General features: G+C 59.6%; 20 protein-coding genes. 14 read left to right on the top strand and 6 right to left on the bottom strand.

The features are described from left to right. Positions 1–13 precede the first annotated feature (13 nt). Positions 14–880 (bottom strand): SDR family oxidoreductase, encoded by an 867-nt coding sequence (locus HU806_RS00100; protein WP_186608843.1) that lies wholly within the window; start codon positions 878–880, stop codon positions 14–16. Between the two features lie 118 nt (positions 881–998). Between HU806_RS00100 and HU806_RS00095 the strand changes: the two genes are divergently transcribed. Further along, positions 999–1,874, top strand: coding sequence for a LysR family transcriptional regulator (locus HU806_RS00095; RefSeq protein ID WP_186608839.1), 876 nt, complete (start codon positions 999–1,001; stop codon positions 1,872–1,874). A gap of 22 nt (positions 1,875–1,896) precedes the next feature. Here the strand turns inward: HU806_RS00095 and HU806_RS00090 are convergent, their stop codons facing one another. Continuing rightward, a complete protein-coding gene (locus HU806_RS00090) occupies positions 1,897–2,139 on the bottom strand; it encodes a hypothetical protein (RefSeq protein ID WP_186608838.1) in 243 nt (80 codons plus the stop codon). Positions 2,140–2,637: 498 nt separating this feature from the next. Here HU806_RS00090 and HU806_RS00085 point away from each other — a divergent pair, with 498 nt between their 5' ends. The 3 genes from HU806_RS00085 (at position 2,638) to HU806_RS00075 (ending at position 5,808) form a co-directional block, all read left to right on the top strand. Beyond that, complete coding sequence (locus HU806_RS00085) at positions 2,638–4,053, top strand: acyclic terpene utilization AtuA family protein (RefSeq protein ID WP_186608836.1); 1,416 nt, start codon at positions 2,638–2,640, stop codon at positions 4,051–4,053. After that, entirely contained in the window at positions 4,050–4,358 is a 309-nt protein-coding gene (locus tag HU806_RS00080) for a DUF4387 family protein (RefSeq protein ID WP_186608834.1), read from the top strand. The genes HU806_RS00085 and HU806_RS00080 overlap by 4 nt, the downstream gene beginning before the upstream one ends. Positions 4,359–4,434: 76 nt before the next feature. After that, positions 4,435–5,808, top strand: coding sequence for an MmgE/PrpD family protein (locus tag HU806_RS00075; protein ID WP_186608833.1), 1,374 nt, complete (start codon positions 4,435–4,437; stop codon positions 5,806–5,808). A gap of 50 nt (positions 5,809–5,858) precedes the next feature. Here HU806_RS00075 and HU806_RS00070 read toward each other — a convergent pair whose 3' ends face one another. After that, positions 5,859–7,064 carry a citrate synthase gene (locus tag HU806_RS00070; protein WP_186608831.1) on the bottom strand — a complete coding sequence of 402 codons (1,206 nt, stop codon included), beginning with the start codon at positions 7,062–7,064 and terminating at the stop codon, positions 5,859–5,861. Positions 7,065–7,334: 270 nt separating this feature from the next. Here HU806_RS00070 and HU806_RS00065 point away from each other — a divergent pair, with 270 nt between their 5' ends. The 10 genes from HU806_RS00065 (at position 7,335) to HU806_RS00020 (ending at position 19,017) form a co-directional block, all read left to right on the top strand. Beyond that, on the top strand, positions 7,335–8,624 hold the full coding sequence (locus tag HU806_RS00065) for a CitMHS family transporter (protein WP_186609589.1): 1,290 nt from the start codon (positions 7,335–7,337) through the stop codon (positions 8,622–8,624). 85 nt (positions 8,625–8,709) lie between these two features. Further along, entirely contained in the window at positions 8,710–10,107 is a 1,398-nt protein-coding gene (locus HU806_RS00060; protein ID WP_238350081.1) for an OprD family outer membrane porin, read from the top strand. Between the two features lie 30 nt (positions 10,108–10,137). Then, entirely contained in the window at positions 10,138–11,154 is a 1,017-nt protein-coding gene (locus tag HU806_RS00055) for a phosphoglycerate dehydrogenase (RefSeq protein ID WP_186608829.1), read from the top strand. After that, entirely contained in the window at positions 11,151–12,518 is a 1,368-nt protein-coding gene (locus HU806_RS00050) for an acyclic terpene utilization AtuA family protein (RefSeq protein WP_186608828.1), read from the top strand. Before HU806_RS00055 ends, HU806_RS00050 begins: the two co-directional genes overlap by 4 nt. 1 nt (position 12,519) lies before the next feature. Further along, positions 12,520–12,846, top strand: a complete 327-nt coding sequence (locus HU806_RS00045) for a DUF4387 family protein (protein ID WP_186608827.1) — start codon at positions 12,520–12,522, stop codon at positions 12,844–12,846. Further along, complete coding sequence (locus HU806_RS00040; protein WP_186608826.1) at positions 12,843–13,826, top strand: alpha/beta hydrolase fold domain-containing protein; 984 nt, start codon at positions 12,843–12,845, stop codon at positions 13,824–13,826. Before HU806_RS00045 ends, HU806_RS00040 begins: the two co-directional genes overlap by 4 nt. Continuing rightward, complete coding sequence (locus tag HU806_RS00035) at positions 13,823–15,091, top strand: alpha/beta fold hydrolase (protein WP_186608825.1); 1,269 nt, start codon at positions 13,823–13,825, stop codon at positions 15,089–15,091. Before HU806_RS00040 ends, HU806_RS00035 begins: the two co-directional genes overlap by 4 nt. A gap of 130 nt (positions 15,092–15,221) precedes the next feature. Continuing rightward, entirely contained in the window at positions 15,222–17,288 is a 2,067-nt protein-coding gene (treS, locus tag HU806_RS00030; RefSeq protein ID WP_186608824.1) for a maltose alpha-D-glucosyltransferase, read from the top strand. Between the two features lie 128 nt (positions 17,289–17,416). Further along, positions 17,417–18,112 carry a hypothetical protein gene (locus HU806_RS00025; RefSeq protein WP_186608823.1) on the top strand — a complete coding sequence of 232 codons (696 nt, stop codon included), beginning with the start codon at positions 17,417–17,419 and terminating at the stop codon, positions 18,110–18,112. Beyond that, the gene (locus HU806_RS00020; protein WP_186608820.1) at positions 18,109–19,017 is read left to right on the top strand and encodes a hypothetical protein; all 909 of its coding nucleotides are present in this window, start codon (positions 18,109–18,111) and stop codon (positions 19,015–19,017) included. Before HU806_RS00025 ends, HU806_RS00020 begins: the two co-directional genes overlap by 4 nt. Before the next feature lie 39 nt (positions 19,018–19,056). Here the strand turns inward: HU806_RS00020 and HU806_RS00015 are convergent, their stop codons facing one another. The 3 genes from HU806_RS00015 to HU806_RS00005 are packed head-to-tail and all read right to left on the bottom strand — an operon-like array spanning position 19,057 to position 21,931. Continuing rightward, entirely contained in the window at positions 19,057–19,791 is a 735-nt protein-coding gene (locus HU806_RS00015) for a substrate-binding periplasmic protein (RefSeq protein ID WP_186608819.1), read from the bottom strand. A gap of 24 nt (positions 19,792–19,815) precedes the next feature. Beyond that, positions 19,816–21,159 carry a GGDEF domain-containing protein gene (locus tag HU806_RS00010; protein WP_186608818.1) on the bottom strand — a complete coding sequence of 448 codons (1,344 nt, stop codon included), beginning with the start codon at positions 21,157–21,159 and terminating at the stop codon, positions 19,816–19,818. A gap of 1 nt (position 21,160) precedes the next feature. Beyond that, the gene (locus HU806_RS00005; protein WP_186608817.1) at positions 21,161–21,931 is read right to left on the bottom strand and encodes a substrate-binding periplasmic protein; all 771 of its coding nucleotides are present in this window, start codon (positions 21,929–21,931) and stop codon (positions 21,161–21,163) included. Positions 21,932–22,273 lie beyond the last annotated feature (342 nt).

Genomic DNA, 22,273 nt, shown 5'->3' with positions numbered 1-22,273 from the left:
TTGCGTCGCCAATTCAGCGGCCAACGGCCTCGCGGACGAAATCATCGTAGGTGCGTAGAGGGCGTCCCAGAATGGCTTGCAACCGTTCGACCGTCCCATCTTCGGCCTGCATGCCGAATGTCTGGATGCCGGCCATCATCAGGCGCATGTCGTACGCCAGCCAACTGGGGCCGAACGATGCCATCTGTCCTTCGAAGGCGGCCACGTCGTCACCGCCATAAGCGACTTCGCGACTCAGTGCCAAGCTCCAGGCATGTGCCACGGCTGCACCGGTCAATGCTTGCGGGCCTACAAGTTCCAGCGTGACGCGGTCCAGGGCAGTGGGGGCCTGGTCCCGTCGCAGCAGCTCGGCGACGGCGATATCGGCGATGTCGCGCGCATCGATCATCGAGACGCCCTTCGAGCCGATCGGCATCGGGTAGACGCCGTAGTCACGGAGGGTCTGCTGGACCATGAGCTCGTTCTGCATGAAGTAAGCCGGACGCAGAATGGTCGCCGGAACGCCGTGACTTTCGATCATCCGCTCGACCGTATGCTTGCCGGTGAAGTGCGGTACGTTGGTGAACTTGTCGGCATGGATCACCGACAGGTAGACGATGCGCTCGATACCGGCTTCGCGCGCCAGGTTCAGCGTGATCAGCGCCTGTGTCACTTCATCGGGCGTGACGGCGTTGAGCAAGAACAACGTACGCACCGATGAAAGTGCGGCGCGCATCGACGGTACGTCGGTCAGGTCTGCGATGACTTCGGTGACGCCAGCAGGGAAGTCCCGCTTGCCAGCCTGGCGCACCAGCGCTTTAACCTCGGCGCCCGCTTCGGCGAGCCGCGCAGTGATAAGTGAACCGATGGTGCCCGTGGCGCCTGTGATCAAGATGCTCATATGAATCTCCTGTCGTGGATATACGGGAATGCGTTCCCCGATGACAGGACGATAGGTTGTTGCAGCGGTAAAACGAAGACGCCAATATGTAGACACATTGTCCCGGAAATGGAACACCATGAACCTGAACGCGCTGATCGATTTCGCCTTGGTCGCCACCAATGAAGGGCTTGGAAAGGCTAGTCGGGCGAGCGGCAGGTCGAAAGCGACCTTGTCGCGGCGCATTGCCGACTTGGAGGGGCAGTTGGGCGTCCGGCTGATCGAGCGCAGCGCCCGTGGCCTGAAGCTCACCGAAGCTGGGGAGATGCTGATTGCCCGGACCGAAGGCCCGTTGGGCGAGGTGATCGAGGCCATGGCGGCGGCGCAGGAAGGGCTGTCCACGCCGCGCGGACGCTTGCGGGTGGCTGCCCCGGTGTTGTTTTCGCAACTGGCGATGGGGCGCATTGGGGCTGAGTTCTGTGCGGCCTACCCGCAGGTTTCGCTCGATGTCGTGGCCGAGGATCGGTTGGTCGACCTGGTCGAGGAACAATACGATGTGGCCATCCGGATCAATCCCACCCCGGACAGCAGTCTGGTCGGAAGATGTTTCGCCAAGGACCGGTTGGTGGTCGTGGCCGCGCCAGGAATCGCCAAGCCGAAACCCGGTGCGGTCAGGCCGGTTCCCAGTATCGTGTTCTCGAACTTTCAACCGACCCACTGGAATCTCGATGACGGGCGCTTGATCCTCGAGCCTGTTCCCAAGCTATGGTTTTCCTCCTTCCTGATGATTCGCGACGCGGCTATCGCCGGGGGCGGGGCGGCACTCATTCCGCAATCCATCGCCGGAAGTCAACTTGCACGTGGCGAGTTGGTTCAATGGGGGACGGTATCGGAGGTTGAAGCGCAGCTCTGGGTATTGCACACGTCCAGGCGCCTGGTGGCACCGAAAGTTCGCGCATTCGTCGATTTCATGTGCGCCAGGTATCTGGACATGTCATTGGTGCTGGAAGGATAAAAGACTGCACGTCAACTTAGGGTTACGGCTGTTCCTTCACCTTGGTAGAGACGACTGCTTCGTAACTTCCCGCGGGCGCCACTTCGTTTGTGACCCACAACCGCTCACTGCGGCATTTATATTTAACGCCTTTGCGCGGGACCATTTCCCTGGCCGTGTCGATACACATTTCCCTGGAGGAATAGGTGGGTCCGGTTTTTCGCTCTTCGACACAGCCTTCCATGCCACTACAGATCGTCATGACGAGAAAATAGACAGTCATCATCCTAATGTTGCTCCATCGAGCGATGCGGTTAGTTACGTCCTGTGTCAGCGCGGGTGCGCGCCTGAACGCACAGTGATACCCGGCGGATGATGAGCTTGCCCCTGAATCTTCAGCAATGGGACGCCAGTGCCATCTGTCGGAAAAATGGCACCTTATTTAAAAATTTATATAGGTGCCATTTGTGTGACGGTTTGTTGGCGCCACGAAGGCTGCCATGAAGCGTTTTTTATACCCCTGCGAGGCGGCATGTTCGAGTCGGTAAACGCCGGTGTTTATATAAATCAACTCAGGGTTCCTAACGTGAAGGAACGGGCCTTGGCGCCTGTGTTACATGTCTCATAGTTGAAGTTGCGGACCTTCCTAAGTTATTCAATAAACCTCGAGAAGTTACAGCGCAAGAGTATTCGCGGGCGAGGCTATATGGACAAAATCTGTCCACTTGTCAACGTAGTTTCAGCCCCTATTATTGGCGCACTGAGTCGCCAAGAAGAGGGTGTTATGGGGCAGTTATTTGAAGGTTGCATAAAGGTGATCGTTCCCTGTGGTTCGTTGGGGGCGGGTGTTCGCGAAGAAGAAATTGCTTATGGATTGGCGGCGGGGGCGCAAGTCATCGCTACGGACGCCGGTTCAACCGATAGCGGTGCGGCTTATCTGGCACTTGGAAAATCCAAGAACAACCGAGGCGCGGTCAAGCGCGACCTGACAATTCTGATGAAAGCCCAGGCGCAGTCCGGCGTGCCGATAATTGTTGGCACCGCGGGGCAGGCAGGCGGAGATCTCAACTTGGATTGGACGCGAGATATTGCCCTTGAAGTTGCTGCAGAGTTGGGCGTGTCACCAAAAATTGCGCTCATCTATTGCGAGCAAGACAAGCAGACAGTTAAAAAACTGAACGCTGAAGGTCGTATCAAGCCGCTGCCGCCTCATGGAAGTCTGGAAGACGCGACGGTGGACAATTGTGAACACATTGTCGCGGCGCTTGGGGTGGAACCCTTTCTCGCCGCCCTCGATGCTGGCGCGGACATAATCCTGGCGGGTCGTTCTACCGATACTGCGGTCATCGCCTGTTATCCCATCTGGAAGGGCGCGCCGTGGGGGCCTTCCTGGCACGCCGGCAAAACCGGTGAATGCGGCGTGCAGTGCGCCGTCAACCCGACACTGGGATCGGGCATCCTGCTGAGTGTCGATGCGAACGGCTTCGAAGTCGAACCCTTGAGCCAAGACAATCAATGCACCCCTCATAGCGTATCGGCCCACATGCTCTACGAGAACAGCGATCCGTTCCGGTTGATCGAGCCAGGCGGCATCCTGAATGTTGCCCAGGCGCGTTATACCGCTCTCAATGGCCGCGCCGTTCGAGTGGAGGGCTCGCGCTGGGAAGAAATGCCCTACACCATGAAGTTGGAAGGCGCCTCGGCTGGTTTATATCAAACGATCATGCTGGTGGGCATCCAGGATCCCGATGTGCTCAATGATATCGATGGTTTTCACGATCGATTGCTTGAAGCCCTCCATACAAGAACGCGCCAGTCCATACCCGCCGAGGAATTGGGCGAATTTCATATTTCCCTGCGGATGTACGGATGGAATGGCGTTACGGGTGCAGCGCCTGCTGTTGGGACATTGCCCCCGCCTGAAGTGGGTATGTTGTTTGTCGCCACTGCCGCGACCCAGGAAATGGCCAATACAATCGCTCAAGCCTGTAATCCCTATTTTTTCCATTACCCCAGTGTCATGGGCAAGGAACTGCCTTCCTATGGGTTTGCCTTTACACCAGCCGATATACCTCGTGGGCAGATATTCGAGTTCAAGTTGAATCACGTCGTGCAACTTGAAGATCCATTGGAATTGGTACGTCTGAAATGGATTGATCTATCAGAAAAGTCGACGGCTATACAGGAGCTTGCACAGTGATCAAGTTGCGTGATGTCTGTCGGCATGTCCGATCCAAACAAGCGGGGCCGTTCTGGATTACTTTCGATATCTTCTTCGATGGGCGCGAGAATTTTGAGCGTTATTCCGATTGCGCCGCACTGTCTCCCGCGCAATTCGCAAGGCTCTACGGCACCGATCCCGAACGGGTCAAGCGCGTTGCCGTGCCCGACCTGGAAATGGTCAAGATCTCTTATCCGCGGGCAACGCCGCAGGGCGGCATGGTCGAGCGCGACATGCATGCCGGCCAGCAATACGTCCGCCTGCTCGACGTGATGGTCGAGTAAGACTCCCTACGCCAAGTGGCGCCTGGATTTGTTCGCCTCACGGACGAGGCCTGACCCACCCATACCTGAGGTAACCATGACGGACTCGACCGTTGCTATGCGGCTGGCGCAATACGCCCACGAATTCAGGAAGCAAAGGCTGCCCGCAAACATCATCCACCTGGTACGCCAGCGCTTTATCGATAGCCTGGCCTGCGTGCTGGGCGCCTACGGGGCTGACCCGGTAACGGCTGCCGTGTGTTACGCCGCCGCCAACACCGCGACATCCTCCAGCGTCTTCGGCACGGATCTGAAAACGACGCCGGAAATCGCCGCCTTCGCCAACGGCCTGATGGTCCGCTTCCTCGACTATAACGACGGCTACATGGGCAAGGAACCGGGCCACCCCAGTGACAACATTCCCGCCTGCCTCGCCGTGGCCCAGGCCGAGGGGGCAACGGGTGCCGAACTGATTTCGGCGATTGTCCTGGCCTACGAGATCCAGATGCGGTTGCAGGATGCGGCCAGCTTGAACAAGCGTGGCTGGGACCACGTCAATTACATCAATGTCTCGATGGCGGTGGCGGCTTCGAACCTGATGAAACTCGACGTGGTCCAGACTGAGCAAGCGATCAATATTGCCCTGAGCGGGCATCTGGCGATGCGCCAGGTGCGCAGTGGGTCGTTGTCCGACTGGAAGGGGTGCTCTGCAGCCAATGCCGCACGCAACGCTATTTTCGCCGCCCAACTGGCGCGCCATGGCATGACGGGGCCGTCACCGGTCTTTGAAGGTGAGATGGGCTTCTTCAAGCAGGTCTCGGGACCGTTCGAACTGGATACCGAGCGTTTTGGTACGCCTGACAATGGCGATTACGCCATATGCCGCTCTTTGACCAAGACATTTCCCACCAATGGCGAGCTGCATACGGCTGTCTGGGCTGCGCTTGATCTACGAAAACGGATCGACGGGGTGGATGAGATTGCCGCCATTACCATCGAAACCTCGGAATTCAACCGCCGGGTACTGGCCGATACGCCGGAGAAATGGTTGCCGAAAACCAGGGAAACGGCGGACCATAGCCTGCCTTACAACGTCGCCCGGGCATTGCTCGATGGCGACATCACGATAGGCTCGTATTCTGCTGAAAAAATTGCCGATCCAGCGGCGATTGCCTTGATGGGCAAAATCGTTGTCGCTGAGGATCCGGCGCTGACTGCACTGTTCCCACGGCACCTGGCCAATCGTGTCAGCGTGACCCTGGTGTCAGGCGAGCAAGTGGTGAGTGAGATGATCACCGGGCCCGGATCCGTCGAAACCCCGATGAGCGACGGTGATTTCGAGCGAAAATTCGTACGCATGGCAGCGCCGCATATCGATGCAACGGCCCAGGCCCGGGTGCTGGGGTTCGTTGCCCGGCTTGAAGAACAAAACGAGTTCGAATCGCTGTTCGCGGCGATGGCGGTCTCGTAGCGGGATTGGCGCTCCCCAACGGGGCTCGCAGGAAGCGGCCAAGCTGGGGCTCAACGGCGACCGATTCTGGTCGCCGTCGGCAAGGTCCCCGTATACCGCGCGCGGGGACGAGCGTCGTGGTGTTGGTTGTATTGCTCGCTGGCGTGGGCTATCCAACCGATCGAACGCCCGACGCCCCCCAGGGAAATTTCCTGTCCACGCAGCCCCAGTTTCCGGCCAATGAAACTCACCATGAGAATGAATTCCGGTGGATAGGCAACGAGTTCCGAGGCCACTGAAAAGGCTTTCTGCAACTTGGCAAACTCGCTGTCGCCGTCGAATACCACAGTCAACGCCGCCAGGAGATTGCTGGCACGCGGGTCATTGATTGAATGGACATTGGGGCCGAACCCGACAATATGCCCCTCCTGGCTGTAGCGCTGCAGAATGGGTTGGGCAGGGTCTGGGGCCGTGCAGATTTCCTCGATCATCCTGCTGGCGGCTTCATTTCTTCCGTAGGCGACCTTATGGCCCCGGGCCGCTGCAAGCCCGGCGATCACCGCGTAGTAAGGCGTAGCGCCGGTGGTGGCGGCGACGCGGACGCTGTGGGTGGCGTGGTCCAGTTCATGATCGATGCTGAGAATCAGCAGGCGCCGGATCAGGTCGGCATGGGCAGGCGGGGCGCCGCAGGCCTGGGTGATGAATTCATGCAAGGGTTGCGTGCTCGGTTCGGTCGCGCCCACCACCAACGCGGCAAACCATCTCACGACGTCGGCGCCCGTGCGGGCGTAACTGTCAGTGGAAAGATCGAACGCCTTCGGGTTTTCTCGCTGCACCAGGGGGAAAAGCGCGATGGCTTTCTCTTGTGCGGACATGTGCTCATAGATCTTCAACAGCTTGGCAGCATCTTTCGGTGCGCGAGGCAATGACGTGCCGAAGGCCGAAGGCACTTGCCAGATCAATTCGGCGACCTCTTCAACCGTCGCGTGATCGGCCAGTTCGAGGACGTCGTGTCCCCGGTAGAACAGCCCGTCATCGGTGATCAGCGTAATCGCACTGTCCGACGGCGACGGGCGTTTCGCAGCCTGTTTCTCGCCCGCCGGGCCTTTTACCAGACGCTGGATGTCCTCGGCCCAGTAGCGACGTTTGGGCGAACCGGCAATCTTGATCGAGCGGATGTTCTTGCGACTGACATAGGCGTACAGCGTTGGAAGGCTGACCCCAAGCAGGGCCGCGGCTTGCTCTGCCGAGAGGTAAAGGTTTTCTTGATCTGGCATGACGAATCCGATCAGGTTGATTGGGTTTTGTGCATGTTTATTAAATATACCGAGAATTCATCAATGTCTATCGGCGCGTCAGTTTCTTCGGGATCAGGGCAAAAGTTGCACGCAGGGATCGCAATTGATCCGCTGCAAAACAGCTGGATGTTGACGAAAAAAATCAAGATTTACAGCCATTCCACCCCTATGTAGATTTCGGCTGCGCAAGAGCTGTTCACATTGATTTTCGATGACATCGATAACAATAAAAACGAGAAGGTGACACGCATGGCTTGGTTAGGTTTCGCAATGGTCGTCACGTTTATGGCTTTGATCATAAGCAAGCGACTTTCTGCCGTGACGGCACTCATCCTCGTTCCAGTTGCTTTTGGACTGGCCAGTGGGGCGGGGCCGGAATTGGGTGGGATGGTGATGAACGGCGTGAAACAGGTCGCGCCCACCGCACTGATGTTGATGTTTGCAATCTTGTACTTCGCAATCATGTTCGACGCCGGGCTGTTTGAACCCGCCGTGCGAAAGATCCTCCGCTACGTAGGCAACGATCCGCTTCGCGTGGTGCTGGGTACCGCGCTGCTGGCCACGGTTATTTCTTTCGACGGGGATGGCGCAACGACGGTGTTGATCGTAACGACGGCGTTCCTGCCGCTTTACCTTCGCCTCGGCATGAACCCGCTGATTCTCGCGCTGATGCTTTTGTTGACCAATACCGTGGTCAATCTCATTCCGTGGGGAGGGCCGGTGGCGCGCGCAGCCAGTGCGCTTCATCTTGATGTCGCGGAGCTGTTCCTGGGCTTGGTGCCAGCCATGTTTGCGGGGCTGCTCTATGCGTTCGTCGTCGCCTTCTGGATCGGCCGCAAAGAGCGGCGGCGGTTGGGTTGGACGCCCGCGTCCAACGGCTCCACAGAGCAAGCCCCCGCATTACCCATCCTGCAATCGGAAACGCACAAACCGAAGCTTTTCTGGATCAACCTCGCGTTGACCGCTGGGCTCATGTACGCCATGGCGACGGGGCTGGCGCCGTTGCCGATGTTGATGATGGTCGGTTTGTCCTTGGCGCTGCTGATCAACTATCCACGCCTGGCGGAGCAGAAGGCCAGAATCGCCGCTCACTCAGAAAGTGTCCTGATGGTCATCGCCCTGATATTCGCGTCAGGTGCATTCACCGGGATCTTGTCAGGCACCGGCATGGTCGATGGCATGTCCGAGAAGATCGTGCACTTGATCCCGGAAAGCGGCGGCCAATATTTCAGCATCATCACCGCACTTGTCGCCTTGCCGCTTAATTTCCTGTTATCCAACGACGCGTTTTTCTTCGGGATCCTGCCCGTGCTCGGGGCCGCCGGCGCCGAATACGGCATCGACCCGATGCACATCGCTCGCGCATCGGTACTGGGCCAGCCGGTGCATGCATTGAGTCCATTGGTCGCGGCGGTTTATTTGATCAGCGCAATCATAAAGCGCGACATGGGTGACATGCAGCGTTATTGCCTGCTCTGGGCCATAGGCAGCAGCCTTGTGCTGATTGTTGCTGCGACTGTTACCCGGGCAATTATCTGATTCATTGATTCGCTACGCCAAAGTTTAACGGGCGCCTTGTTCGCGTCTGCTCACGTCAAAATAAAAATAATAGATGAGGTGGTCGATGAAATCGATTAACGCCGTCGCGATGACGTTCCTGTCAACATTGTTTATATCGGATCTTTGTCTGTCGGCAACGATCAGTCATCCGGACAGGTTTCAGCATGAGGGAAAGTTGAATGCCTATCTTCGCTCGATGTATATCAACACGCGGATATCCAATGACTTGATCGAGGACCGTTTTGGTGGTTTTCCGGATGGCTCGGAGCTGGGCGGAACAGGGGTCGGCGCGATACTGGACTATAACTCCGGTTATTGGGCCGGGGTCGTAGGGTTTGACGCCTCGTTGTATGGCGTGGCGATGATCGATTCAAAAGACAATGGCCGAGACTTGTTTGACGATACCGACGGCACCAACGGCGGTTTCGCAAAAGTAGGCCAGAGTTACTTCAAGTTGCGTTATGCAGGCAACGGTTGGGATGCCGACACTCAAATAGGCCGGGGCCGGTTCGATGCGGGGACATTGGTCACGCTCGATACTCGAATTGTTCCCGGTTCGTACCAGGGTGGCCGCGCCCATTTGAGTTTTACCGAGATGGGGATCGGTCCGCTGCCCGGTACGCTAGGGTTTGAAACCGCCTACATCAACCGCACATCCCCTCGGGACAGGGAAGAATTCGAACACCTGCTGAGCCAGACAGGCGAGGAAATAAAAGACCTCTACACCTATGGCGTCAAGTACGACTTGAAGGCCATCGAGCTTGGTTTTGATCAAGGTGTGTCGCGTGACTTCAATAAGAACACGCGTTATGGGCTGACGCTCAAGGCGCCGCTTGGCGATAAAGCCGGCATCGTGTTCGACACTCAATATTATGAATTCGAAAAAGCCGGGCGGATCTGGGAGCGTGATTGGCAGTCCGGCCAGGCCGCCTATGACGATGACGCGACATGGCTGAACATCAATGTCGGTCTGTTGCTCGACAAACTTCGCCTGGGTGTTTCTTTTTCCGAGACGCACGCGCAGTTGAGCAACGGACAACTCGGTTACGCCTACTTTGACCACGGCGACAACGTCGACGGGAAAATGGACGCGTGGACACGCTCGGGTAACGATTTTAATAACGATGGAGAACGAACCTGGCAACTAGGCGCTGAATATGACTTGAGCGGGCATTCATTGTTGGGTGCTTCATTGGACGGTTTCAAAGTCATGACGATCTACAAGCAAGGTGAGTTTGACGCCACCGATCCCTTTAGCGGCCGGCGCACGAACGTGACCGAGCGGCAAAATGAATACCGTCTCTATTACCGCTTCGATGAAAAAGAGTACGCGGGACTTTCGGTGGGCTTGATTTATATCGACTACCGAATCGACCAGGACTTCGTCGCACTTATCTCCGCGCAAGCCGACAACGTCGTCAGCGGCTCCGAGGCCCGCGTGTATCTGGATTACGCGTTTTGATCATTGGACACCTATATCGGGAGGCCCGAGATGTTTGAACCTCGTCATAAAGTAGTGGTGACACAGCGATTCTTCGACGCCATGGCTAGCGACTTCCTCAAGAGCCATGGCTGTGAGGTCGTCGTCGCGGAACTCGCTCCGGGGCAAGCCGACGGTGACCTGAGTGAACGCCAGCTGACGGATCTCCTGGCGGACGCTGACGGTTGGATCGTCGGGCACGCGAATATCACGTCCAGCCTGTTGGCTTCGCTCCCGCGCTTGCAGGTCATCGCCCGTCGCGGCGTGGGCTACGAACGGGTCGATACAGCAGCGGTAGCAGCGGCGGGGAAGGTGGCGACCATCGCTATCGGCGGCAACGATGCCAGCGTCGCCGACCACACCGTCGCGCTGATGCTTGCCGTCTGTCGTCAACTCAAGCAGTGTCAACTGGGGTTGGCCGCCAACGACTGGTCGATTCCCCTTGGGGGCGATTTGTACCGTAAAACCGTGGGCGTCATCGGCTTGGGCCGGATTGGCCGGGGCGTCCTGCAGCGCTTGTCCGGCTTTGAGGTCAAGCTGCTGATTTATTCTCCTCGACCGGGTAGCGCCCAAGCCGACGGTTGCTTTGTGGACTTGGAAACACTGCTCAAGGAAAGCGACTTCATCACTCTGCATGCACCGCTCAATCCTCAAACCCAGGGGCTGATCGATGGCCGTGCGTTGGCACTGATGAAGCGCTGCGCAGTGCTGATCAACACCGCGCGCGGCGGATTGGTGCGCGATGCCGATCTCCTCGATGCCCTGCGAGAAAAGCGCCTGGCAGGGGCGGGACTCGATGTTTTCGAAAGCGAGTCGGACCCCAGGCTTTCTTCGGTCACTGAACAACTGATCCAGCTCCCGAACGTCGTCGTCACGCCCCATGCCGGGGCATCGACGGTCGAGGGGCTCAATCGCACCAACTTGATTGCCGCCCAATGCGTTGCAGCCGTCCTGGAAGGCCGCAGCCCGCCCAGCCATTGCGTGATCGCTGACGGACGTCGCTGCGAAGGCTCGAAGGAGAACCCATGAACAACTCAATCAAAGTGCTGACACCCACGGGCGCAATAGGTACCGGTTTTCCGAGGGCCGCGTTTGATCTGGCGCTGCTGGAACGGCCGGATGTCATCGCCATGGATGCCGGGTCGACCGATTCCGGGCCGCACTATCTGGGCACCGGCACGACCAAGGCCTCTGCTTCGATACTGCGCGATGAACTGCGCGTGTTCATGCAGGCCCGCGCGGCGCTAGGCGTCCCGCTGATCATCGGCAGTTGCGGCACCTGCGGTTCCGACGCAGGCGTCGATCTGATGCGCGGCCTCTGCGAGGAAATCGCTGTCGAACTGGGCCAGGTGGTACGCATCGCCAGTATCTACAGCGAACAACCGGCAAGCATCGTGAAACAGGCATTGGCGCAGGAGCGCATCAGGCCCTTGCAGCTCGATCATATCGACGATGCCTTGGTCGATCGCTGTTCGCGCATCGTCGCGCTCATGGGCGTGGAACCGTTCATGCACGCGCTTGAAGACGGCGCGGACATCGTCCTTGCCGGACGCTCGACCGACACGGCGGTGATGGCTTCGCTGCCGATCATGCGGGGTGCCCACCAAGGCGCCGCCTGGCACGCTGGAAAGATCCTCGAGTGCGGCGCGTCATGCACAACGACGCCCGCCAACGCGGTGGTGATGGCGTCAATTGACGACACGGGATTCACCATCAAGGCTATCGGCGAGGGCGCCCGGCTGACGCCGCGATCCGTCATGGCCCACATGCTCTATGAAAACAGCAACCCGTACGTACTTGTTGAACCCGGTGGCGTATTGCACGTAGAAGGTGCCGTCTATACCGCCCTGGACGAACAGACCGTGCGCGTCGAAGGTTCGACCTGGCAACCAGGCGAGGACTACACCGTCAAGCTGGAAGGTGCGGCACCGTGCGGTTTCCAATCCGTGGTGATGTGCATTGTCCGCGACCCTGAATACCTTGAACGCTTCGATGAATGGCTCGCCTATCTCGACTCGGTGATGCGCCAGCGCATAGAAAAGCACCTGGGTATCGGTCCCGCCGACTATGACTTGCAGTTTCGCGCCATCGGCAAGAACGCCGCACTGGGGGATCTCGAGTCACGAACGGGCACGCCGGTGGAAATCGGTGTCATGGCGATCGCCACCTCGGCGACGGCCGAGCGCACCAAGGACATGGTCGCTTTGCTCAATCCCTACTTGCTGCACTTTCCGTTGCCCGGCGACAAAGACCTGCCTACCCACGCGTTTCCTTTCTCGCCGGCGTCGATGGACCGGGGCGTGGTGTATGAGTTCGTGCTCAGCCATGTGATGGTCGTGGCGAATCCACTGGCACCTTTTCGCTTTGATATCAGAACAGTCGAGGGCGCGTGAGATGAATACTCTGCAAGCATTGGGCTATGAAATCCGCTCGAAGAATGCCGGGCCGTTTTCCCTGACCATCGATGTGTTCTGCAAGGATGCGCACGCCTTCGCGCAACTGGCAGCGGAGCCAAAGCTACAGGCGCCGGCCATCGCCCAGTTGTTCCGCAGGCCCACGGAGTCGATCGGTGTTTTCCCCATCGAAGCGTTGAACGTGATCAAGATCAGCCTGCCGCGACCGGTGGTGCAGGGCGCCTTGCAGGACCGCGACATGCACGGCGCCCAGTGGGCGTTCGTTCTGCTCGACGCACTTCGAACCGGCGGGGACGTTCGGCCATGAGTCGCGCTGGAAGCCTGCCGGTGGACCCGCGGCCGCCGGTTCATGCTGATTTGCTCGCGGTGGCCACGGCGCTGCATGAACAAGGCTTGCTGCCGGTCGTTCAGGGGGATGTGCAGAGCGTCCGTGCGCAACTGGAACGGATCAATGCCTGGGCGGCACGCCGCAGCGTGCCGCTGTCCTACGAACGCACCTTGGGGTTTGCCGTCGATGGCCGGACGGTGCCCTGCAAGCTCTATTGGCCGGAAGGCGATGAGACGCCTTGCTTGATGTTCTACTGCCATGGCGGTGGATTCCGCCACGGGTCGCTCGCCGGCTGGGACGCGCCGCTGCGCCAGTTGGTTCGCGACAGTGGCCTGGCGGTGCTGTCCATCGACTACGCGTTGTCGCCGGAGTATCGCTTTCCGGTCGCATTCAACGAAGTGCTGGCGATCGTCAGCCGGGTCATCAAGCTGGGGACGATCACCGATTGCCCGGTACGCGGTTATGCCTTGGGCGGAGATTCGGCAGGCGCCAACCTCGCCCTGGGCGCTGCCATCGCGCTGCGTGATGCGGGAATTGATGCGCTGCGGCAGTTGTTGCTGTTCTACGGCAGCTACTCGCGGGACATGACCTCCGATTCCTGGCAGCGGCTAGGCGGATACGCTGGCCAGAACCTCTCGGTCGAGACGATGAGTGCCTATTGGGCGAGCTACCTGGCCAGTGATGAGGATGACTGGCGCGTGCAGCCGATCATCGCCGACTTGGCGGGCCTCCCACCGGTGCGATTGGTCGTTGGTGAGCTGGACCCGTTGCTGGATGAAAACCGCGAACTGGCGAATCGACTGAAAAGCGCAGGCGTGGCGACGAGCCTGCAAGTGCTCGCGAACATGACCCACGGGTTTGTCCGATTCAACGAGGTGGCCCCCGTCGTGCGCAACGTCATCGCTGCGCAGGGCAGCGTCTTGCGCAAGGCTCTTTCCGGTCAGGCGAACGTCTCATGAATATTTTCCAAATCGCGTTCCTCACACGCCTCTGCATCGGTGCGTTCGTTGGCGTGACGGCCAGTGCCATGGCGGCCGGTACGCTGCCGGTCGGCCCTGCGGCAGGGGATATGATGCTGTCGCCGTTCTATCGCTGGGCAGGGCCGATGCCCGGATTGCCCGGTGCCGTGCTGCGCAGCGAGACCCTGCCGGTGCAGCCGCAGATGCCCGCCGCCGCTCAGGCCTTGCGCCTGCTCTACAGCTCCACCGACTCACGCTGGCACTCCGGCCTCGTTCCGGTCAGCGGGGCGTTGTACCTGCCGGCGGGCAAGCCTCCCATCGACGGTTGGCCGCTACTGGCCTGGGCCCACGGTACGCTGGGGATCGCCGATGTTTGCGCACCGTCCTGGGCGGGATGGCGCGAGCGTGATTCGGCCTACATCAACCGCTGGCTGGCCCACGGGTTCGCTGTTGTCGCCACCGACTACCAAGGCTTGGGAGGTCCGGGGCCGCATCCCTATACATTCTGGCAAGCCGAGGGGCGCTCGGTGCTGGACTCGATCCGCGCCGCCCGGGCAATCAGGCCAGGGCTCATCGCCAAGCGCGTGATCCTCGCCGGACAATCCCAGGGCGCAGGGGCGGCTCTGGGCGCGGCGATCCTCGCTGGCAGCTATGCACCGGAACTCCCCATCTTCGGTGCGGTGCTTACCGCTGCGAACAGTACGTTCCCCCAAGGGCCGATTGCGCTGGCGCCACGCCAGTCCAATACGCTGTTCCTCGCGTTGGCGTCCGGCGCCCTGGGCGACGACGGGCCACGGATAGAGGAAATCCTGACAGACGATGGCCTGGAACTGCTAAGGGTCGCCCGGCAGGGTTGTACCCGGGACATCGCCGCCAAATCCAAGGAATTGCAGATCGGTTCATTTGCCGAGCTTCTGACCATCGCTCCCGAAGCGTTGACTGCGCTGCGCACACCGATGACTGATATACCCCAAGCGTCGGTTGCTTTCCCATTGTTCATTGCCACGGGCCAGGCGGATCGAACCATCACGCCAGAACGGCAATACGCAGTCGCGGCAGCCCTGTGCGCCGCCGATAACGACGTCATCTGGCGCACCTATGAGGGGCTGGGGCATGACGGCGTGCTTCATGGCTCGTTGGACGATGCCTTTGCCTTTGTCGAGGCCTGGCTCGACGGGGCAGGCCATGGCTCGAATTGCTCCACCCTGAAAAGGCCCGGTCCGCCGGGTGCGAGAAATCCGGACGCGCCGTTCAACGGTGATTGAGCGAGCAAGGCGTTGCGTAGATGGGTACACGATTGCAACGAATGTCGGTCCAAAGCCTCATATGACTAATAAGCGCCGCCCCTGAGCCCAGGGGCGGTGCGACTTTTTCATCAGGACAGGCGATTTTTTTATGACGATGGCTGAGAAAAATCATGTCGACTGGCTGGTCGAACAATCGATGCTTCACGCTGCGAGACAGCGAGCCAAGCTTTACTCGGGGCAAGGTCGCTTGTGGCAGCAGCCCTTCGCGCATACCCGTCCTCGCGATGCGTCTGCGCTTTCGTCGGTGTGGTTTACCGCGTACCCGGCATCCATCGTCACCCGTGAAAATGGCACGGTGCTCGAGGCACTGGGAGACGAAACCTTGTGGCATGCGTTGTCGAAAATCGGTATCCAGGGCATTCACAACGGGCCGTTGAAAAGGTCTGGCGGGCTTCAGGGCACCGAGTTCACGCCAACCATCGATGGCAACTTTGACCGCATCAGCTTCGACATCGACCCCGACCTGGGGACCGATGCGCAGCTCCAAGCGTTGACCCGCATGGCCGCCGCGCATAACGCGGTGGTCATCGATGACGTCATCCCGTCCCATACCGGCAAGGGCGCGGATTTCCGCCTGGCGGAGATGGCCTATGAAGACTATCCAGGGCTCTACCACATGGTCGAGATCCGTGAGGAGGACTGGCCGCTGCTGCCCGAAGTCGGGGAGGGGCGCGATGCGCAGAACCTCACCGCGCAGCAAGTGGACGCCCTTCGGGACAAGCACTACATCGTCGGCCAGTTGCAACGGGTGATCTTCTTCGAACCCGGCGTCAAGGAAACCGATTGGAGCGCGACACCGGTCGTCATGGGCGTCGATGGCAAACCGCGGCGTTGGGTCTATCTGCATTACTTCAAGGAAGGCCAGCCGTCGTTGAACTGGCTTGACCCGACGTTTGCCGCGCAGCAGATGATCATCGGCGACGCGTTGCACGCCGTAGATGTCATGGGGGCGAAGATCCTCCGTCTGGATGCCAATGGGTTCCTCGGTGTGGAGCGCAAGCTCGATGGTACTGCCTGGTCTGAAAGCCATCCACTGTCGATTACTGGCAACCAATTGCTTGGCGGTGCGATTCGCAAGGCAGGCGGTTTCAGTTTCCAGGAACTGAACCTGACCTTGGACGACATTGCTGCCATGTCCCACGGTGGGGCAGACCTGTCCTACGACTTCATCACCCGTCCGGCCTATCAGCATGCGTTGCTGATGGGCGACACGGAATTCCTGCGCTTGATGCTGCGCCAGATGCACGCCTTCGGCATCGACCCGGGATCGCTGATCCACGCGTTGCAGAATCATGACGAACTGACCCTGGAACTGGTGCATTTCTGGACACTGCACGCTCACGATACCTACCTGTATCAAGGCCAGACCTTTCCCGGCAGCATCTTGCGCGAGCACATCCGCGAACAGATGTACGAGCGCCTGTCCGGCGAGCATGCGCCGTACAACCTCAAATTCGTCACCAATGGCGTCTCTTGTACGACAGCGAGCATCATCACCGCCGCCTTGGGCATTCGTGACCTCGATGCGATCACGGCGGCCGATATCCAGCAGATCCGCCAGGTCCATCTCCTGCTGGTGATGTTCAACGCCATGCAGCCGGGGGTGTTCGCCTTGTCGGGTTGGGATCTGGTGGGCGCACTGCCGTTGCCGGCGGAACAGGTCGAGCACCTGATGCGCGACGGCGACACGCGCTGGATTCATCGCGGTGCCTACGACCTGGTGGACCTCAACCCGCAAGCACCGTTGTCGGCCGGTGAGATGCCTCGCCCGAAAACCTTGTACGGCAGCCTGCCGAGCCAGTTGAAGGACCCGGACTCGTTCGCTTCGCAACTGCGCCGGATCCTGGCCGCGCGCCGCGCCTACGACATCGCCGCCAGCCGCCAGATACTCATACCGGACGTCGAGCATCCGGGGCTGTTGATCATGGTCCATGAGTTGCCGGCCGGCAAAGGTACGCAAATCACCGCGCTGAACTTCGGCTCGACGGCCATCACCGAAACCCTGCACCTGCCCGGTATCGCACCGGGGCCGGTGGTGGACATCATCAACGAGCGGGTCGAAGGCGACCTCACGCCAGAAGGTGAATTCACCATTACGCTGGATGCATTCGAAGGCTTGGCGCTGCGGGTGGTGAGCAGTTCGCCGATGATGTAGGGCGAGGGGAAGCGAGGAAGTGTATGAGAGTTAAAGGGAATTCATAGAAAAGTATCAATGTGCCACTAATGTTATCAGCGTAGCTGCCGACACAAGCAGCATCGTTTTTAATCATAAGGACTTGATACATGTTTTCTCATACGCTTCGTACCCTGGCAGCATTGACTGTACTTGCCTGCCTGACGCTCACCGGCTGCGCCCACGTCCAACCCCCGGTACCGCTGGACAAACAGTTCTGGGATGCCAAGGAACCGACCATTGGCGTGGCCATTAATGTGATACCCGAGCCCGTCCTCGCGTTAACCGGCAACCAGGGACTGCTGGACCTGGCCATCAACAAGGGCGTCAACAGCAAGCTCAGCGATAATGTCGAGAAATGGCAGGTGCGTGACCTCAACACGTTGCCAGACGCCATTGTCACCAGGTTGCAAGCCAAGGGTTACAAGGCCAAGCGCATCAACGAGCCGGTGGATCTGAGCAAATACAAAGAAGTGAGTTTTCGCGAAGGCTACACCGCCCGCGACCTGACATCGATCAAGGCCACCTACGGTGTCGATCGCCTGCTGTTGGTCAACGTGATCGGGACCGGCGCCACCCGTAGTTATTACAGCGTCGTGCCAACCAGCGTGCCCATGGCGCAGGTGTTTGGGCAGGGCATGGTGGTCGATCTGGCCGATAACAAGTTGTTGTGGTTCAAGCCGTTTGCTGTCGTACAGGCCGCCCAGGGCGAATGGGACGAGCCTGACTATCCTAATCTGACCAACGCCTTTTATCAGGCCATGGACTCGAGCCGCCAGCAAATGATCACGCCGTTCGAACAATGAACCGTGAATTGATGGCGGTCGGCTTGCTCGCCCTGCTGATGGTGGGGGGATGCGCGCAGAAGTCGGCACCGCTGGCCGGTTTCAAATCACCGGATGCGGTGTCCTACGTCCAGGCCCATGGCGTCAAGGTGGATCTCCAACTGCCGCAGGCATTTGTCGGTGCCAGCACGGTGGTCGACGCCGAGGCCGCGCAGAAGGCCGCGTCGTCGAGCCATACCCTGGTTGCCAGTTCCGGCAACAGCGCCGGGCTCGCCGGTTTGCTGGTTGCCAGCCTGATCAATACCCAGATGGGCAGCGGCAGCTTGCAGCGCGATGCGGAAAATACCGCCGCCAAGGAGTCGCGCCCGCTGGCGGATCTGCTGGCTGGCGTGCCGTTGCAGGAGCGCCTGCAACAGCGCTTCCAGCAGGCATCGCTGGCGGCCGGCCTCAAGCAGGGGACGGGCGACATCAACGCCCGGCTGGTCATCGAACCTAAACTGATGCTCACACCTGATCGTGGCAGCTTCGTGCTGATCAATCAGGTGCAGGTCCAGGATATCGCCGGTTCGGCGCTGTATCGCATGCGCATCGAAGTCTCCAGCCAGCCGATCAGGCGCTGCGGCAAGCGTTGCATTGATGATGGCGAGCTGGATCTGGCGCAAGTGACGACAGTGCTCAACGAATGCATTGACGAGTCGATGCGGGTGCTGGCAACCGACCTGATGTTACCGGCGCCGCCGGAAGCGGCCCAGGAAACCCTGCGTTACGTGCTGGATGGACAGCGCGTGGTCGAGCGCGGTTATCAGTTGGTCAACAACGGCAGTTACTGGCGTTATCGCAACCTCTACGGCGCGGTAAAGTCGGTGCCGGTGCCGTTCGAAGACGCGCTGACCCAAGAGCAATTGAAGAAGGTTTACGGTCGTTGAGCCTGACTCATCCCAGGTTGCCGTGCCCGATGCCGCCGCTCAACGCTTCTCCTTCATGATCCGCTCGACTTCGCCCGATGCCTTGAGCGCTTCGAACGCGCGCTGGGCCCTGGCGACAGTCTCGTCCGGCGTGCTCAGGCTGAAAGCCAGGTAGACCCGGTGGGGCTGTTCCTCGAGGGCATAGACTTCCTCCAACTGATTGAAATCCATCTGCGCGTCCTGGCTCATCAGGCGTGCCGTGTTCTCCGGCATTGGCACCAATTGAACCTGGCGGTTCAACAGTTTCTGAAAGTTGTCGTGGTTGTTCGCCGACACGACCAGCCGGCTGAAACCACGGTCTTGCAGATAGATCTGCTTGGCGTCATTGCGTATCACGCCGATGCTGTACTGCTTGGCCTCTTCAAGGTTGTGGACAGTGATGGGGGCGGCGTCGCGCAGCTTGTAGAGGCGGCTGGTGGAACGATGGATTTCACCGACCCACTTGAACAGCTGCTCGCGGGCAGGGGTGCGGTCCAGTGGAAAGATCAACACGTTGGGCTCGCGCAACGCCATCTCGTAGGCCCGCGCCCAGGGATACAGCGCCATGCGAAAGTCGCTGAGGTTGGCCTGTTTCAGCGTGTCGGCGGCGATATGGATACCGGGGCCGACCAGTTTGTCATCGCGCAGATAAGCGTACAGCGAGTCCTCGGTCACGACCTCGATGGTTTCGGCCTGGCCTTTGAGGCTAATCAAGGCCAGGAGTACGCAGGAGCAGAGCATCAGAGAGTGGCGCATACAGACCTCGACGTTGACGATGATTTATAGAGAGACGCGATTGCGCCCCTGGTGCTTGGCTCGATACAACGCCTGGTCTGCGCGCTGCATCAGTTGATCGAAATGATCCATGGCCTCGGGGTCCAGTTCGGCGACGCCGATGCTCAACGTGACGAAAGGCGAGACCGATGAGCCGCTGTGGGGCAGTTCCCGCTCCGCCAGGGCGACGCGTAGCCGTTGAGCCGCGTCGCAAGCCTGTTGTGCATTGATGTTGGGCAGTACGACGACGAACTCCTCGCCACCGACGCGCGCGACCAGTTCGCCGGAGCGCCCGAACACGTCACGCAGGGTTTCGGCAATCTGCTGCAAGCACTGGTCGCCGTTCATGTGGCCGTAGGTGTCGTTGTAGATCTTGAAAAAATCCACGTCGCACATGAGCACGGCCAACGGCGTGTGGTGGCGGACCGCGCGGCGAAATTCGATTTCCTTCAGCTCGTCGAAATGGCGACGATTGGCCAGTCCCGTCAGGGCATCGTGACGCGACAAGGCTTCGAGGGCCTGGTTGGCCGCCCGGAGTTCCGCCGTGCGCGCCTCGACCAGCTCAACCAACTGATCGCGACTGGCGGCGATTGCCAGTTCGTCCGTCCGTTGGCGCTCAAGGTGGGCGTGGAGATTGTCTTGCAGCTCATTGACCTGGGATTCGAGCAGGCTCAGTTCGTCCTGGCGGTCCACCGAGCGTTGCAACTTGAGGTGATGCTTGAGGGTCTGCGGAGCGAGTTCGCCCAAATGCCGGGCGATATGCACCACGTGGATCGTCACCAGCCGGTTGAACATGGTCATGACCAGCCCGGCGAGCAGCATCGATTGGATGATCTGAGTGATGACGATGCTGCGCGCTTCGCCCCACAGGCGCTTCCAGAGCAGTTGGTTGTCGCCTTCGATGGTCAGCTCACCGACTTTTTCATGCGCTCCGAGATAGGGCTGAGCGATCAGTTGGCGCTGCAGCACCGGGGCCGCGCCCGCGTTGCCGGTGGTGTAGCGATTGCGCTCGATGATTTGCGGCGAACGGCCGGGCCGCAGGACATTCAGCACCACGCGTCCGACCGGCGCGGCATTCGCGACACTGTTGAGCTGCTTGTCGAGGGATTCGCTGTCCATTTCCCAAATGGCGTGGGCCAAGGTGTCTTGGAACACCTGGTCGATCAGGCCAAGCTCGGAATTCATCTCCGCCAAATTGCTTTCCCAGGCCAGCCAGGTGCGCCACGTCACCATCGCCAGGGTAAAAAACAGGCAGAACAACAAGGTCGCCAACACCAGGCGCCGTCCCAAGGAGCTGAGTGCCTTGGTCGGTGATCGTTGAGAGGAGCCCGGTCCGAAGTTGCTGTCCATCTCATAACCACTTGCGCGCGATGGCGTCGTAGACGCCGTTGCGACGAATGGTCTCCAGGCCGGCGCGGAATTTCTCGACAGTCTGCGCAGGTGTGTTGCGGCTGAACGCCATGTTCAAGCCGTCAGCGCTGCTGAGCTCGGGCAGTGGCAGCGACTTGATCAATACTTTTTCCGGATCTTCGCCATTCTGGCGAGTCAGGTACAAGGCATTGAGTTCGTTGGAAATCCACAACTCCACATGATCGACCTTGAGCTTGCGGTAGTTATGTTCGTATTTGCTGCTGGACTGCAACTCCTCGCCGATGCGAAAACCCTTCGAGATGAGAAATTGCTCCCCCACGTCCTGGTTGACGGTCGCGATCTGGTAACCGTGGGCATCGGCCAGGGAGTTGAGCTTCACCGGCCGTTCGGCCAGCGAGTAGATATACCATTGGGTCGGGGCGATGGCGCCGATCCACTGGAACAGGGATTCGCGCGCGGGTGTGCGGACGATCGAATAGATCAACACGTTGCTTTCATTGAGCGCCAGTTCGTAGGCGCGCGCCCAGGGCATGGGCTGGATCGAAGCCTCGACACCGATTTCCTTGAGCACGGCCTCGACCACCTCGGTGCTCATGCCCGTCACTCGACCATTCTGGGTCATGTTATAGGGCGGCAACTCCTCCGTCACAATGCGCAACGGCGGCTCTGCTGCGATGGCCGATGCCGATCCACCTGCAATCAGGAGCACCAAGGCAACCATCGTCAGTAAACGGTTAAGCTGCAGAACCATTGATCATTACCCTATGCAACCAGCAGAGCCTGGCGAGGCCGGAGGGCCGCCGTCATAAAGGTTATCGGCCAGGCCGGAGACTGCTTGAGCAGGCCTTCAAATGCAGGGGGCGGACCGCTCTAACACGTGGCCGCGAGAACGTATCGCCGGTGAACCTTGCGTCGATACAGCACTCACTTGTCAGGTGGCTGCCTTGGCTCAGCCAACTGTTTTTTGCGTGCGCCAGGCATGGCGCGTTGCGCGTAAGCGCGACCAGCTTGGCTGTGGTGGCCACGCTGGTGACTTGGAGGTGCAAGTCCTCTACACACCCGGCAAGGGGAAGTGTTAGCCAAAGGCAAGGGT

Origin of the sequence: Pseudomonas sp. SWRI154, assembly GCF_014268645.1 — a bacterium.
GTDB classification, from domain to species: domain Bacteria; phylum Pseudomonadota; class Gammaproteobacteria; order Pseudomonadales; family Pseudomonadaceae; genus Aquipseudomonas; species Aquipseudomonas marvdashtae.
This window is presented reverse-complemented; position numbering and strand designations above follow the sequence as displayed.